The 13,642-nt window shown below is 74.0% G+C and carries 13 protein-coding genes; 6 read left to right on the plus strand and 7 right to left on the minus strand.

Features of this window, described 5'->3' with window-relative positions:
* Window position 1: 1 nt before the first annotated feature.
* Complete coding sequence (locus tag BIU98_RS13685; RefSeq protein ID WP_071276982.1) at window positions 2-790, minus strand: DeoR/GlpR family DNA-binding transcription regulator; 789 nt, start codon at window positions 788-790, stop codon at window positions 2-4.
* A 135-nt stretch (window positions 791-925) separates the two neighbouring features.
* Between BIU98_RS13685 and BIU98_RS13690 the strand changes: the two genes are divergently transcribed.
* The 5 genes from BIU98_RS13690 to BIU98_RS13710 are packed head-to-tail and all read left to right on the plus strand — an operon-like array spanning window position 926 to window position 5,514.
* A complete protein-coding gene (locus tag BIU98_RS13690) occupies window positions 926-1,804 on the plus strand; it encodes an SIS domain-containing protein (RefSeq protein ID WP_071276984.1) in 879 nt (292 codons plus the stop codon).
* Window positions 1,804-2,799 (plus strand): ROK family protein, encoded by a 996-nt coding sequence (locus tag BIU98_RS13695; RefSeq protein WP_071276986.1) that lies wholly within the window; start codon window positions 1,804-1,806, stop codon window positions 2,797-2,799. Before BIU98_RS13690 ends, BIU98_RS13695 begins: the two co-directional genes overlap by 1 nt.
* Window positions 2,796-3,761: an N-acetylglucosamine-6-phosphate deacetylase gene (locus tag BIU98_RS13700; RefSeq protein WP_071276988.1), complete on the plus strand. Its 966-nt coding sequence runs from the start codon at window positions 2,796-2,798 to the stop codon at window positions 3,759-3,761. Before BIU98_RS13695 ends, BIU98_RS13700 begins: the two co-directional genes overlap by 4 nt.
* On the plus strand, window positions 3,758-4,678 hold the full coding sequence (locus tag BIU98_RS13705) for a 1-phosphofructokinase family hexose kinase (protein ID WP_071276990.1): 921 nt from the start codon (window positions 3,758-3,760) through the stop codon (window positions 4,676-4,678). Before BIU98_RS13700 ends, BIU98_RS13705 begins: the two co-directional genes overlap by 4 nt.
* Complete coding sequence (locus tag BIU98_RS13710; RefSeq protein WP_071276992.1) at window positions 4,675-5,514, plus strand: class II fructose-bisphosphate aldolase; 840 nt, start codon at window positions 4,675-4,677, stop codon at window positions 5,512-5,514. Before BIU98_RS13705 ends, BIU98_RS13710 begins: the two co-directional genes overlap by 4 nt.
* A gap of 87 nt (window positions 5,515-5,601) precedes the next feature.
* On the opposite strand, the gene BIU98_RS13715 is transcribed toward BIU98_RS13710, so the two are convergent.
* The 4 genes from BIU98_RS13715 to BIU98_RS13730 form a co-directional block, all read right to left on the minus strand.
* Window positions 5,602-7,908, minus strand: a complete 2,307-nt coding sequence (locus BIU98_RS13715; RefSeq protein WP_071276994.1) for a hypothetical protein — start codon at window positions 7,906-7,908, stop codon at window positions 5,602-5,604.
* A 194-nt stretch (window positions 7,909-8,102) separates the two neighbouring features.
* On the minus strand, window positions 8,103-9,485 hold the full coding sequence (locus BIU98_RS13720; protein ID WP_071277138.1) for an L-serine ammonia-lyase: 1,383 nt from the start codon (window positions 9,483-9,485) through the stop codon (window positions 8,103-8,105).
* 56 nt (window positions 9,486-9,541) lie between these two features.
* A complete protein-coding gene (locus BIU98_RS13725) occupies window positions 9,542-9,736 on the minus strand; it encodes a PspC domain-containing protein (RefSeq protein ID WP_071276996.1) in 195 nt (64 codons plus the stop codon).
* 84 nt (window positions 9,737-9,820) lie between these two features.
* Entirely contained in the window at window positions 9,821-10,759 is a 939-nt protein-coding gene (locus tag BIU98_RS13730) for an NADP-dependent oxidoreductase (RefSeq protein ID WP_254787906.1), read from the minus strand.
* 90 nt (window positions 10,760-10,849) lie between these two features.
* Between BIU98_RS13730 and BIU98_RS13735 the strand changes: the two genes are divergently transcribed.
* Window positions 10,850-11,668 (plus strand): shikimate 5-dehydrogenase, encoded by an 819-nt coding sequence (locus BIU98_RS13735; protein WP_071277000.1) that lies wholly within the window; start codon window positions 10,850-10,852, stop codon window positions 11,666-11,668.
* 59 nt (window positions 11,669-11,727) lie between these two features.
* Here the strand turns inward: BIU98_RS13735 and BIU98_RS13740 are convergent, their stop codons facing one another.
* Together BIU98_RS13740 and BIU98_RS13745 are read right to left on the minus strand one after the other, a co-directional pair.
* Complete coding sequence (locus BIU98_RS13740) at window positions 11,728-12,171, minus strand: SRPBCC family protein (protein WP_071277002.1); 444 nt, start codon at window positions 12,169-12,171, stop codon at window positions 11,728-11,730.
* Window positions 12,172-12,176: 5 nt separating this feature from the next.
* Window positions 12,177-13,622 carry an NAD(P)/FAD-dependent oxidoreductase gene (locus BIU98_RS13745; RefSeq protein ID WP_071277004.1) on the minus strand — a complete coding sequence of 482 codons (1,446 nt, stop codon included), beginning with the start codon at window positions 13,620-13,622 and terminating at the stop codon, window positions 12,177-12,179.
* Between the last annotated feature and the right edge of the window lie 20 nt (window positions 13,623-13,642).

Below are 13,642 nucleotides of genomic sequence, written 5' to 3' on the forward strand. Positions count from 1 at the left end.
ATCAGTCCGCGACGACGAGCTCCACCCCGGCAGCGGCCAGGTCGGACGCGAACGACGGCGGGACCGGCTGGTCCGTCACGAGGACGTCGATGCGGTCCAGCGGGCAGATCCGCGCGAACGTGGAGCGCTCGACCTTGGTGGAGTCGGCCACGACGATCACGCGCCGCCCGACGGAGGCGAAGTGCCGGCTCACCTCGGCCTCGCCCTCGTGCATGGTGGTGGCGCCGTACTGCCCGGTCAGGCCGTCGACGCCGAGGACGACCACGTCGAGCGCGAACTCGTCGAGGGTGTCGCGCACCAGCGGTCCGATGAGCTCGTAGGACTGACGTCGCGCCACGCCCCCGGTGACCACGATCTTGACGTTCGCGCGGACGGACAGCTCGTACCCGATGTTCAGCGCGTTCGTGACGATCGTGATGCCGTACTCGCCGTCGGAGCGGATGAAGCGCTCGCTCTTGCCGAGCTCGCGTGCCACCTCGGTCGTGGTCGTGCCGCCGTTGAGCCCGACCGTGTCGCCGGGGGCCACGAGCGCTGCCGTCGCGCGGGCGATGGCGGTCTTCGCCTCGGCCTGGCGGGCGATCTTGTACTGCAGCGGCAGCTCGTACCCGGCACCGAGCGCAGCGGCCCCGCCGTGGGTGCGCGTGACGAGGCGCTGGTCGGCGAGCGTGGCGAGGTCGCGGCGGGCGGTCGCGGCCGAGATGCCGAGCACGTCGCCGATCTCGGAGATCGACACGTTGCCCCGGTTGCTCACGAGTTCGAGCAGGGCGTTGAGCCGCTGTTGCGGAGTCATGGGGGCCATCCTACGGGCGGTGGAACCACCGGCTCTGATCGGAAATGACGTTTTGCCCTCGCTTCGAGCACGATCGCTCGCTATGCTCCCAACCACGTCGATCACCTCGGATCGACCCCGGATCGGAAGGCACCCATGACCGACACCTTCGTGAGCGAAGAGCTCGCGTCGCAGCCGGAGACGTGGCGCGCTGCTGCGGCCCTGCTGCCCTCGTTCGTCGACTCCCTCCCCCAGCCCGGCGAGCGCGTGGCCGTCGTCGGCTGCGGCACCAGCTGGTTCATCGCCATGAGCTACGCCGTCGCCCGTGAGCAGGCCGGACTCGGCGTCACCGACGCCTTCGCCGGCTCGGAGTACCCGACCGGTCGCGACTACGACCGCGTCGTCACCATCAGCCGTTCGGGCACGACGACGGAGATCGTCTCGCTGCTCGCAGCACTGCCGACCCAGCGCACCGTGCTCATCACCGCCGTCGCCGACAGCCCCGCTGCCGCCGAGGCCGACGACGTCGTCGCGCTGCCGTTCGCCGACGAGCGCAGCGTCGTGCAGACCCGCTTCGCCACCACGACGCTCGCACTGCTGCGCGCGTCGATCGGCGACGACGTCGACGCCCTCGCCGCCCAGGCGGAGACGGCACTCACGCTGCCGATCGACGACCTGCTCGACGCCGAGCAGGTGTCCTTCGTCGGCCGTGGTGCCGCCGTGGGCCTGACGTTCGAGGCCGCGCTGAAGACGCGCGAGGCCGCACAGTTCTGGGCCGAGTCGTACCCGGCGATGGACTACCGCCACGGGCCGATCGCCATCGCGCAGCCGGGCCGTCTGGTCTGGTCGCTCGGCGAGTCGCCCGAGGGCCTCGAGGACGAGGTCGCCGCCACCGGCGCCCGCTTCGTCCGGCACGAGCTCGACCCGATCGCCGGGCTCGTCGTCGTGCACCGCTTCGCCGTCGCCCTGGCCGAGCGCCGCGGTCTCGACCCGGACCACCCGCGGTCGCTGACCCGTTCGGTCATCCTCACCTGATGGGCCCGACGGGGCTGGTGCTCGGGGTCGACGTCGGCGGCACGGGCATCAAGGCCCGGATCACCGACGCGGCGGGCACGGTGCTCGGCGAGCACCGTGTCCCGACCCCGCGTGCCGACCCCGACGCCGTGCAGCTCGCCGAGGTGGTCGCCGAGCTGGCGGCCACCGCGGTCAGCACAGCGCACTCCGGTGGGGTCGCCGTCGACGCCGGGCTCGACGCCGTCGGGGTCGTCGTGCCCGGGGTCGTCGACGAGGCCACCGGGGTGTCCGTCCTCGCCGTGAACCTCGGTTGGCAGGGTGTCCCCGTCCGTTCCCGCATCCACGCGGCCCTCCTCGCCCGCGGTGTCGACGTCCCCGTGGCATTCGGCCACGACGTGCGCGCCGGTGCCCTCGCTGAGACCCGTCCCGTGCTCGGCGCCTCCCAGCCGCTCGACCGCGGGTCCGTCGGCTTCGTGCCGGTCGGCACCGGGCTCGCCAGTGCCCTGGTCGTCGACGGTGCCGTCGTGTCCGGTGGCGGGTGGGCCGGCGAGATCGGGCAGGTCCGCATCCAGCACGGTCCCCATGCCGGACTCCGCGTCGAGGAGATCGCCTCCGCGGGCGCCGTCGCACGGCGTGCCGGCACCGCGTCCGCCCACGCGGCGATGCTCCGCGTGCAGCAGGGCGACCCCGTGGCGACCGCTGTCTGGCACGAGTGCGTCGACGTGCTCGGTGAGGCGATCGCCTGGATCACCGCCGTGGCCGGCTGTCACGCCGTCGTCGTGGGCGGCGGCCTGGCCGAGTCCGGTGCGATGCTGCTCGACCCCCTCCGTGCGGCCGTGGCCGACCGGCTCGTCGGGCTCCGTGCGCCGACGCTCCTGCCCGCGCGCCACGGTGACGCCGCCGGGGCCATCGGTGCCGGGCTGCTCGCGCGGGACCTGCTCGACACGCACACCGCGGCCGCCACGATCGCGGTGACCGACAGCGACTCGCCCGCGGCGACGGGCGGCCGCGCATGACCGCCCACGACCTCGTCGTCCCGGGCTTCGTCGACCTGCACGCCCACGGCGCCCTCGGTCACGACTTCGCCAGCTGCTCCGCCGACCAGGCCCGCGCTGCCGTCGCCCACCACGCGGGCCGGGGCACCACGACGATGGTGGCCTCGATCGCCACCGGCACGCCCGACGACACCGTGGCGGCGCTCCGGCGTCTCGGACCACTCGTCGCCGAGGGCGTGCTCGCCGGCCTGCACCTCGAGGGGCCCTGGCTGTCGCCCGCCCGCCGCGGTGCGCACGCCGCCGGGCTCCTGCACGCCCCGACCCCCGCCGAGGTGGACCGCTACCTGGACGCCGCCGTCGGCACGCTCCGCATCGTGACGATCGCCCCCGAGCTCCCCGGTGCCCTCGACGCCGTCGCACGCCTGACCGCGGCCGGGGTCGTCGTCGCGATCGGTCACACGGACGCCGACGCCGACACCGTCACGCGTGCGGTCGACGCCGGCGCCCGACTCGTCACCCACGTCTTCAACGGCATGCCGCCGCTGCACCACCGTGCCCCCGGGCCCGTCGGGGTCGCCCTGACCGACCCCCGCCTGCACGTCGAGGCGATCGTCGACGGGCACCACCTCGACGACGTCACCGTGGACCTGGTCCGCCGCAGCACCGGGGGCCGGATGGTCCTGGTGTCCGACGCGATGGCCGCCACCGGCTGCGACGACGGGCGGTACCGGATCGCCGGGTCCGACGTCGTCGTGTCGGACGGGGTCGCGATGCTCGCCGACGGGTCGTCCCTGGCGGGCAGCACGAGCACGGTGCTCGACGGCTTCCTGCGTCTGCTGGCAGCGGGGACGCCCCTCGACGAGGCCGTCGACGCGAGCTCCGGACGGGCGCTGGCGGTCCTCGGACTCCCGGCGACCCCTGACCGCATCGTCGTCGACACGACCACCGGCCGTGTCCGTCCCCACACCGAGGCGTCCGCATGATCGTCGTCGTCACCCCGAACCCGGCCGTCGACGTCACCTACCGCGTCGACGAGCAGCGCATCGGCACCACCCAGCGCGTCCGGTCCGTCGACCGGCTGCCGGGCGGCAAGGGCCTCAACGTCGCCCGGGTCCTGGCGGGCGAGGGCGTCGAGACGCACTCGGTCCTGCCGCTCGGCGGAGCGTCCGGGTCCTGGGTGGCCGACGCGGTCGCCGCCCTCGGGCTCGCCGCCACGGCCGTGCCGGTCCCCGGCGAGACGCGCACCACGGTCACCGTCGTCGACGACCACGCGCACCCGACGATGTTCGGCGAACCCGGACCGTCCGTGCCGCCCGCCGCCTGGCTCCCCGTGGACGAGGCCGTCCGCGCGCTGCTCCCGACCGCCGAGGCCCTCGTCGTCTCCGGCTCGCTGCCCGTCGGCACCGCGGCCGACGTCGTGACGCCGTGGATCACCGACGCCGTCGCCGCTGGCGTGCTCGTCGTCGCCGACTGCTCGGGGCCCGCGCTCCTGGCCGCGGCCGACGCCGGCGCCACGCTCTGCAAGCCCAACCGCGAGGAGCTCGCCGAGGCCACCGGCTGCGCGGACGAGCGCGACGGGGCCCTCGCACTGCTCGACCGCGGCGCCGGCACGGTCGTCGTCTCGCGGGGCGCTGACGGCATCGCTGCCCACACCCGCTCCGAGGTCGTCGAGGTCGGAGCCGTCCCCGGTGTCACCGGCAACCCGACCGGGGCGGGCGACGCGGCCACCGCGGGACTCGTGCTCGCCCTCACGCGGGACGCCACCGACGTCACCACCGCCCTCCGCACCGCCGCGGCGTTCGGCGCCGCTGCCGTCCTGCGACCCGTCGCCGGCGAGGTCGACCGCGCCGCCGTCCACCGTTTCCTGACCGACACCGAACCGACCCGGAGCACCGCATGATCACCGACCTCGCCCTCACCGGACTGCTCGACTCGGCCCGCTCGGCGCGCCACGGCGTCGGCGCCTTCAACGTCGTCCTGCTCGAGCACGCCGAGGCGATCGTCGCCGGCGCCGAACACGCCGGCCTGCCCGTCGTCCTGCAGATCAGCGAGAACTGCATCCGCTACCACGGCGGCCTCGCCCCGATCACGACCGCGACCCAGGCCATCGCCCGCGCCGCCGACGTCGAGGTCCTCGTGCACCTCGACCACATCGAGGACGTCGACCTGGTGGACCAGGGCATCGCCCTCGGGGTGGACTCCGTCATGTACGACGGCTCGCACCTGGACTACGACGCCAACGTCGCCGCCACCCGGGTCCTCGCCGAGCGATGCCACCGCGCAGGCATCGCGCTCGAGGCCGAGCTGGGCGAGGTCGGCGGCAAGGACGGCGTGCACGCACCCGGCGTCCGCACCGACCCCACGGACGCAGCGGCCTTCGTCGCGGCGACCGGCGTGGACGCCCTGGCCGTGGCCGTGGGCACCTCGCACGCGATGCAGACGCGGGAGGCCGCCGTGGACCGCGACCTCGTCGCCCGCCTGCGCGACACCGTGCCGGTCCCCCTCGTGCTGCACGGCTCGTCGGGCCTGTCGGACGAGGAGCTGCAGGGCGCTGTCCGCGCGGGCATGACGAAGGTCAACATCTCGACGCACCTGAACGGGCTGTTCACCCGGGCGGTGCGCGGGGTGCTCGACGAGCGTCCGGACCTGGTCGACCCGCGCAAGTACGTCTCAGCGGGTCGTGACGCGGTCACGGCCGAGACGAGCCGCCTGCTGACCCTGCTCGCCACGGCCTGACCCCGAGCCGGTCGGCCCGGCGCCGGGCCGCCCGGCGCCGGCCGCCCGGTGCCCCGGCGCTGGCTCCCGGGCGCGACCCGGCCCGCCTCAGCCCTTCGTCCCGCTCTTCCAGAGCACCTTCGTGCCCTTGCGCAACACCAGGTTGCCGTCGGTCTGCATCCGCAGCGTGACCTTCGCGCCGCCGGCACGGGACGTCCCCGTCGACCACGCCCGCTTGCCGAACCGGTCCCACAGCACGACGTCGCCGTTCGGGGCCATCTGCAACGAGGACCCGCCACCGCCGCTGTTCACCCGCTTCGCCGTGCGGCTGCCGATCATGACGCGCATCTGCCCGTCCGCCCGGATGACGAGTCGCCGCTTGCCCGCGGTGTCCCACAGGCTCTGCCCCTGTACCAACGAGGCACCGGGCACGAGCCGGTCCGCCCCGGGTGCCCGGTCGTGCCAGAGCACGCGCCCGCCGCCGGCCGTGACCCGGACGTCGCCGGTGTCCGTCACGGTGAGCTTGGCCGACCCGGACGAGGTGGCCGTCTTCGAGGACCAACGCACGGCGCCGGACGCCGACTGCACGGTGAGCACGCCGTTCGTCCCGAGCGACATGGTGTTCCCCGCGCCGGAGGTCTTGGTGGACCACAGCACACGGCCGTTGCCCCACTCGACGAGGTTGCCGTCCTGCTGCAGGTCGAGCCAGTACTGCCCGTTCGGCGAGTGGATCGAGGTGCCGGCGGGCACGGTCGCTGCGGACGAGGTCACGGACGTCGCCGAGGCCCGCGCTGCTGCGGCCCCGATCGGCGCCGGGCACGAGGACGCGACGGGCAGGAGCGCACCGAGCCTCGACCACTGCGGGGTGCCGAGCCCGGTGGCACGGTCGTACCCGGCAGCCGCGGCGAAGGTGCCGTTCGAGCCGGTCGTCACGTCGCGGAACGCCCCCGGGTTGGCGTACAGGACCCCGTGGACGTCGCCCACGCCCGCCGCGCAACCGCGTGCCGACAGCGCCGCGGCGAACTGGCCGGCGACCACGGGCGACGCCAGGCTCGTCCCACCGCCGTACACGAACCCGTGCGAGGCGCCGAGCCAGATCCCGGGGCCGGTCGTCGGGTCGGCGACCGCGGCGACGTCGGGGACGAGCCGCTTCGTGCCGGTGACCCCGGCGCCGGTCTGCCAGCTCGGCCTCGCGTACGCGCCCGAGGTCCCGCCCCCACCGGCGCCGTACTCGTTCGACCACCCGGTCTCGCTCCAGCGCCCACGGGACCCGAGCAGCGCGGTGCCGCCGACGCCGACCACGGCCGGGGAGGACGCCGGGTAGCTCACGTCGCGGATCGTCGTCGACGGGCCGCTCTGGCACGTCGCGCCGGAGTCCCCGGACGCCGCGAACACGGTCGCCCCGGCGGCGACGACCCGGTCGAGGGCGTCGTCGAGCGCCATGCGGGCGCCGTCGGACAGGAGCGACTCGCACCCGCCCCACGAGATGCTGACGGCGGTGATGCCGGCCGAGCGGACGTCGTCCGCGAGCTCGCTGTACGCGTGGTACATCCCCTGGAAGGAGTTCGGGGCGATGTACACGCGGTGGCGAGCCGACGGTGCCACGGCGAGCAGCGCCTCCTGGTCGAGCGCGACCTCAGTCTCCCCGCCGTACCCGTCACCCCGGTGCACGTCGGCACCGTCGACGGCGATCTGGTCGAGGGCCGGGACTGGGCGGCCGACGGCCGCCGCGTACGCGGCCAGGTCGTTGCGGTCCCAGCCGGAGAACTGCACGGTCGCGATCGTCGCACCGGCTCCGGCGGACGACGCGGTGGAGGACGCGTAGGCGCTCGCGAGGTCGGCGGGGGCGTATCCGCCGGGCACGGCAGCGTGCGACACGACGGGCCGGGTGTCCAGCCCGAGCACGCTCGTCACGGCACCGCCGAGGACGCCGGACAGCACCGGGTCGGCAGCCGGGTGCATCCCGTCGCCGGTGCCGAGGAGCTCGACGCCGAACACGGCCTCGGCCTGCGCGGCGGTGCCACGGGCCTCGACCTGCCACGTGTCCACGTCGGTGACGGCGAAGCCGGCCGCGGTGAGCGCCGCGTGCACCGTGGCACGGTCGTCGGACTCCGGAGCGACCTCGGCGACGGCGGCTGCGCGCTCGTCACCAGACGCTCCGGTCGTCGTGGTCGGCAGGGCGCGCAGCGCGGCCTGGTCCGTGGGCCGCAGGACGACCGTCAGGTCGACGGCCTCGGTGTCCGGCGTCGCGCCCGTGGTCGGGTCCGTCGGCACGGGCAGGGTGCGCTGGGGCACGACCTGCATCGGGGCGGCGGGCGCCGCCGAGGCGGTCGCGGCCGGGACGGTGACACCGACGACGGCGAGCGCCGTGACGACGGCCGCAGCGGTGAACAGGGACGGGGTGCGGTGGGACATCAAGGGGGGTCGCTCCGTGACTCGGGACGGTGCCCGATCCGTGGGCGCCGGTCACCCCGGGACGTCAGGGGGACGGTGCACGCTACCCCGCAGGGCAGCCCAGGAGCCTCCCCCAGTTGTGGAGCACAACACTCGTTCCACGGGTGGCGACGGGCGGCCGGGAGGCTCGGATCACCTCCGCCGCGCTGGTCCGGTCAGCAGAGCGGGACGTTCACCGCGAGGCCGCCCATGGCGGTCTCCTTGTACTTGGTCGACATGTCCGCGCCGGTCTGCCGCATGGTCTCGACGACCTGGTCGAGCGACACGTGGTGCACGCCGTCGCCGCGCAGGGCCATCCGCGCGGCGTTGACGGCCTTGTTCGCGGCGATGGCGTTGCGTTCGATGCAGGGGATCTGCACGAGTCCGCCGATCGGGTCGCACGTCAGCCCGAGGTTGTGCTCCATCGCGATCTCCGCGGCGTTCTCGACCTGCTCGGGCGTCCCGCCGAGGAGCTCGGCCAGTCCCCCGGCAGCCATCGACGCCGCGGAGCCGACCTCGCCCTGGCAGCCGACCTCGGCGCCCGAGATCGAGGCCCGCTCCTTGTAGATCGAGCCGATGGCACCGGCGGTCAGCAGGAACCGGACCACGGCGTCGTCGCGACGCTCGGGCGTGATCGACGGCACGTACGTCAGCGCGTAGAAGAGCACCGCGGGGATGATGCCGGCGGCCCCGTTGGTCGGCGCCGTGACGACCCGTCCGCCGGACGCGTTCTCCTCGTTCACGGCCATCGCGGTCAGGTTCGTCCACTCCATCGCGAAGAGCGGGTCGTGGTGCGGGTCGTCGCGGGTGAGCTGCTCGAACCAGTTCGCGGCTCGACGGCGGACCTCGAGCCCGCCCGGCAGGGTGCCAGATCGTCGGACGCTCCGGTCGACGCAGGACTCCATCACGCCGTGGATCTCGAGCAGACCCCGGCGGACCTCGTCCTCGGTCCGGGTGGCGGTCTCGTTCGCCAGGGCGATCCCGCTGACGGGCAGCCCGGACGCGGCACAGGCGGCGAGCAGCTCGGCCCCGCTCGAGAACGGGTACGGCACGGCGTCGTCGACGGGGATCGCGGCCTCGGCCACGTCCGCGGGGGCGTCGTCGCTGTCGCGCGTGATGAACCCACCCCCGACGGAGTAGTACGTCTCGACGGCGAGCTGCGTGCCGGTGTCGTCGAACGCGCGGAGCCGCAGCGCGTTCGGGTGCCGGGGCAGCATCGTCAGGGGGTGCTGCACGACGTCCCGGAGGCGGAACGGGACGACCTGCCCGCCCGAGAGCCGCAGCGTGCCGGTGTGCTCGAGGTCGTCGAGCGACTGCACCATGGCGTCCGGGTCGATCGACTCGGGCAGCTCCCCGGTCAGCCCGGCCGCGACGGCGCCGAGCGTGCCGTGGCCCTGGCCCGTGGACGCGAGCGAGCCGTACAGGTCGACGCGGATCGTGACGACCGGCAGCAGCGCGACGCGCTCGGCGAACTCGGCCGCGGCCCGCATGGGTCCGACGGTGTGCGAGCTCGACGGCCCCACACCGATGCTGAACAGCTCGAAGACGGAGACCGGCACGCCCGCCACCCTAACCCGTCCGGACGGAGCAGCTCCCGGGCGGTCGCGCGACGAGGTCAGCGGCGGCGCCCTCCCTCCGCCGGCATCACGATCCACAGGACCACGTAGGTGATCCAGAGCGGCCCGGGGAACAGGCTGAGGATGATCCAGGCGACGCGGACGAACAGCCGCGACCAGCCGAAGCGGTCGGCCAGTCCGGCGCAGACACCCGCGAGGACACGGCCGGAACGAGGACGCATGAGAGAGGTCATGCGGACGACGCTACGGGGTGCGGCCGGATGACAGCAGGCGGATCGCCCCCGGGTGTCGGGTGGGGTTGCCCCCACCCGTCCACGTCAGGGGACCAGGACGATCTTGCCGCGGGTGTGGCCCTGCTCGAGCTCCTCGTAGGCGTCCTGCACGCGGTCGAGCGGGTAGGTGGCGGCGACGGGGACCTCGATCTCGCCGTCGGCGACCATCCGGGCGAGCGCCCCGAGGATCTCCGGGTCGGCGGTGTCGACGCTGCCGGAGGTCTTCGCGCCGACCTCGGCCGCGGCCTCGTACGCGATGACCGTCTCGATGCGGTCGGCGGGGATGCCGAGCGCGATGCCGAGGTGCACGTACTCGGCGCCGTGGGTGTCGATGAGGGCGTCGGTGCCGTTCGTCGCCAGTTCCTGGATGCGCTCCTGCAGGCCGTCGCCGTACGCCACGGGGCGGGCGCCCTTGGAGGCGAGCCACTCGTGGTTCGCCTCGGACGCGACCGCGATCACGTCGATGCCCTCGTTCGTCAGGAGCTGCGTGACGAAGCCGCCGACGCCGCCTGCTGCACCGGAGACCACGACGGTCTCCCCGGCGCGGGGGTCGACCGCGCGCACGGCAGCGGCCGCGGTGGTCGCGACGACGTCGAGTCCGCCGGCGACGGTCCAGTCGAGCAGCCGGGGCTTCTGGACGACCTGGTCGGACGGCACGGAGACGTACTCGGCGTGGCTCGCGCGGTCCCACGACCAGCCGATGACCTCTTCGCGCTCGTCCACGCCGTCGACGCCCTCGCCGACCGCGACGACGATGCCGGCGAAGTCGGTGCCTTGGCCAGACGGCAGCTTCGCGGGGTCCTCGCCGTCGAACAGGCCCTGGCGGATCGCGGACTCGCCCGGGTTGATCCCGGCGGCGCGCACGCGCACGAGCACCCGACCGGGCTCGACCGGTGGCACGGGGACCTCGTCGACGCGGAGGACGCTCCGGTCTCCCCACTGGTCGAAGCGGACGGCTCGCATGGTCTCAGGCAGATCGCTCATCGTCCGCGACCCTACGCTGCTCCCCCGTCCTCCCGCGTGAGCGACATCCAGTGGACCGCTCCATCGCCGTCGTCATGGGAGACTGACCGCATGCCCATCCTCCACAAGGACATGCAGGTGTGCATGTCGCTCGCTGCCCGTCCGAGCAACATCGGCACCCGGTTCCACAACTACCTGTACGACGAGCTCGGGCTGCAGTTCATCTACAAGGCGTTCACGACGACCGACCTGCCCGGCGCCGTCGCCGGCATCCGGGCGCTCGGCATCCGCGGCTGCTCCGTGTCGATGCCGTTCAAGGAGGCGATCATCCCGCTCGTCGACACCATCGAGGACTCGGCCGCCGCGATCCAGTCCGTCAACACGGTCGTGAACGACGACGGCGTCCTCACGGCGTCGAACACCGACTACGAGGCCGTCGCGGCACTCCTCGCCTCGCACGCCGTCGACCCGTCCGCGCGCGTGCTGCTGCGCGGCTCCGGCGGCATGGCGAAGGCGGTCACGGCGGCGTTCCGCGGCGCCGGCTTCGACCACCTGACCGTGGTCGCCCGCAACGAGGACACCGGCCCGGCCCTGGCCGAGCAGTACGACTACGCCTGGGCGCGGTCCGAGGCGGACGCCGGCGACGCCGACCTGCTCGTCAACGTCACGCCGCTCGGCATGGACGGCGACCAGGCAGCTACGCTCGCCTTCGACCAGGCCCGCATCGACGCAGCGCACACGGTCTTCGACGTGGTCGCGTTCCCTCCGGAGACCCCACTCGTGCGCGCCGGCCGGGAGGCCGACAAGCACGTCATCACGGGTGCCGAGGTGATCGCCCTCCAGGCGGCCCGCCAGTTCGAGCGGTACACGGGCGTCGCCCTCACCGACGACCAGGTGCGCCGCGCGAGCGAGTTCAGCCGGGCCCTGTAGGCGGCCACGGGCCGGACTGGAGGCTCATGGCGGCGTCGCCCTGAGCCTCCAGTCCGTGGTCAGCGGCTGCTGACGCGACCTGCCGCGACCCAGCCGAGCCGACGGATGCTCTCGTGGTTGCGCAACCAGATGCCGGGCTGCGCGATGAAGCCGGGGACGAGGGAGCCGGGGCCCTTCACCGGGTTCTCCCGCAGGGTGACGCGGCTGCCGCGGGGGTGTGGTTCGACCTCGACCTCGACGCGGGCCTCGCCGACCGGCCAGCCGCGCGCCTGGATGACCATGCGACGGGGCTCGTCGTACTCGAGCACCGTCGTGGTGTCGTTGATCACGAACGGCCAGATGCCGAACGAGTGGTGGATCTTCGTGCCCACCGCGGGCCAGCCCCGGTCCTCGCCCCGCATGCGGGACGCACCGACCACCCACGTGGGGTAGAGCCAGCCGTCGCGGAGCACGTCGAAGACGGCCTCCGGCGAGCAGTGGATGATGCGGACGTTCTTGGCCATGGTGATCAGTCCTCCGGGGTGAGGTCGACGTCCTCCGGCAGACCGAAGGTGTGACGCAGGGCGCTCTTGGCGGCGTGCCACCCGGCCATGCCGTGCACGCCGGGCCCGGGGGCGGACGCCTCGGAGCAGAGGTACATGCCGCCGCCCATCCGCCACGGGTCGCTCGAGAGGACCGGGCGCTTGACGAGCTGCCAGAAGCTGGCGGCACCGGCGGCGATGTCGCCGCCGACGTAGTTGGGGTTGTACTCGGCCATCTGCACGGCGGTCCGCGCGCTCGACGCCAGGACCGTGTCGCGGAAGCCCGGGGCGAAGCGCTCGATCTGGCGGGTGACCATCTCGGTCGGGTCGACGTCCGAGCCCGCGGGGACGTGCGCGTACGCCCAGAAGACGTGCTTGCCCTCGGGCGCGCGGCTCGGGTCGACGACGGTGGGCTCGGCGCCCAGGACGTAGGGCCGCTCGGCGTGCTGCCCGCGGGCCACGGCCCCCTCGGCCTCGGCGATCTCGGCCCGGGTGCCGCCGATGTGCACGGTGCCCGCGCGGCGCAGGTCCGCGTTCGTCCACGGCACCGCGTCGGAGAGCGCGAAGTCGACCTTCGCGGCGGCGTTGCCGAACTTGAAGCGGCGGAGGGCACCGCGCTTCGGAGTCGGGATCTGCTTCCCGGCGATCCGGAGCATCCCGGGGACGCTCGTGTCGAACAGCACGGCCTTGGCGGGGGTCAGGTCAGCGAGCGACCGGACCTCGTGCCCCGTGGTGATCGTGCCGCCGTGCGCGACGAGGTCGGCGGCGAGCGCGTCCACGATCGCCTGGCTGCCGCCGATCGGCACCGGCCAGCCCCTGGCGTGGGCGTAGGAGCCGAGCGACAGGGCCGCTGCGGCGGTGGACAGCGAGGGCAGGTGCTGGATCGAGTGCGCCGCGACGCCGGAGACCATGGCCGGGGCGGTGTCGCCGCGGAACCGGACGTTCCAGGCGGCGCTGCCCTGCTCGAGTGCCCGCAGGCCGAAGCGCAGCACCGTCAGCGGGTGGCGCGGCACGTGCAGCAGGGCGTCGGTGGCGAAGTCGGCGACCTGGTCGGCGTTGCGCGCGAGCGGTGCCATCAGGTGTCGGAACGCGGGGCCGTCGACGCCGAGCTCCGCGGCGGTGCGGTCGAGGTCCTGGTACGCGATGCCCGCGCGGCCGCCGTCGAGCGGGTGGCCGTACTGCACCTCGGGCAGGCGGAGCTCGATGCGGTCCTCCATCCGGAAGCGCCGGAAGAACTCGGACTGCAGCGCCATCGGGTGCACGGCGGAGCAGACGTCGTGCAGGAACCCGGGCAGCGTGAGCTCCGACGTGCGGGCACCGCCACCGATCGTGTCGTTCCGCTCGACGACCTCGACGGACAGTCCCGCGCGCGCGAGCGTCACCGCTGCGGCGAGCCCGTTCGGTCCCGCCCCGACAACCACCGCATCGACCATGGGTCGAGCCTAGGGCCGTG

The organism is Curtobacterium sp. MMLR14_010 (assembly GCF_001865015.1).
In the GTDB taxonomy this organism is placed as follows: Bacteria; Actinomycetota; Actinomycetes; order Actinomycetales; family Microbacteriaceae; genus Curtobacterium.

What these genes read in the sequence shown, in the direction of transcription:
- BIU98_RS13725 (WP_071276996.1), bottom strand. Translation starts at nt 9,736, where the DNA reads ATGACCTCTCTCATGCGTCCTCGTTCCGGCCGTGTCCTCGCGGGTGTC.
- BIU98_RS13700 (WP_071276988.1), top strand. Translation starts at nt 2,796, where the DNA reads ATGACCGCCCACGACCTCGTCGTCCCGGGCTTCGTCGACCTGCACGCC.
- BIU98_RS13735 (WP_071277000.1), top strand. Translation starts at nt 10,850, where the DNA reads ATGCCCATCCTCCACAAGGACATGCAGGTGTGCATGTCGCTCGCTGCC.
- BIU98_RS13690 (WP_071276984.1), top strand. Translation starts at nt 926, where the DNA reads ATGACCGACACCTTCGTGAGCGAAGAGCTCGCGTCGCAGCCGGAGACG.
- BIU98_RS13740 (WP_071277002.1), bottom strand. Translation starts at nt 12,171, where the DNA reads ATGGCCAAGAACGTCCGCATCATCCACTGCTCGCCGGAGGCCGTCTTC.
- BIU98_RS13710 (WP_071276992.1), top strand. Translation starts at nt 4,675, where the DNA reads ATGATCACCGACCTCGCCCTCACCGGACTGCTCGACTCGGCCCGCTCG.
- BIU98_RS13705 (WP_071276990.1), top strand. Translation starts at nt 3,758, where the DNA reads ATGATCGTCGTCGTCACCCCGAACCCGGCCGTCGACGTCACCTACCGC.
- BIU98_RS13695 (WP_071276986.1), top strand. Translation starts at nt 1,804, where the DNA reads ATGGGCCCGACGGGGCTGGTGCTCGGGGTCGACGTCGGCGGCACGGGC.
- BIU98_RS13730 (WP_254787906.1), bottom strand. Translation starts at nt 10,759, where the DNA reads ATGAGCGATCTGCCTGAGACCATGCGAGCCGTCCGCTTCGACCAGTGG.
- BIU98_RS13745 (WP_071277004.1), bottom strand. Translation starts at nt 13,622, where the DNA reads ATGGTCGATGCGGTGGTTGTCGGGGCGGGACCGAACGGGCTCGCCGCA.
- BIU98_RS13715 (WP_071276994.1), bottom strand. Translation starts at nt 7,908, where the DNA reads ATGTCCCACCGCACCCCGTCCCTGTTCACCGCTGCGGCCGTCGTCACG.
- BIU98_RS13685 (WP_071276982.1), bottom strand. Translation starts at nt 790, where the DNA reads ATGACTCCGCAACAGCGGCTCAACGCCCTGCTCGAACTCGTGAGCAAC.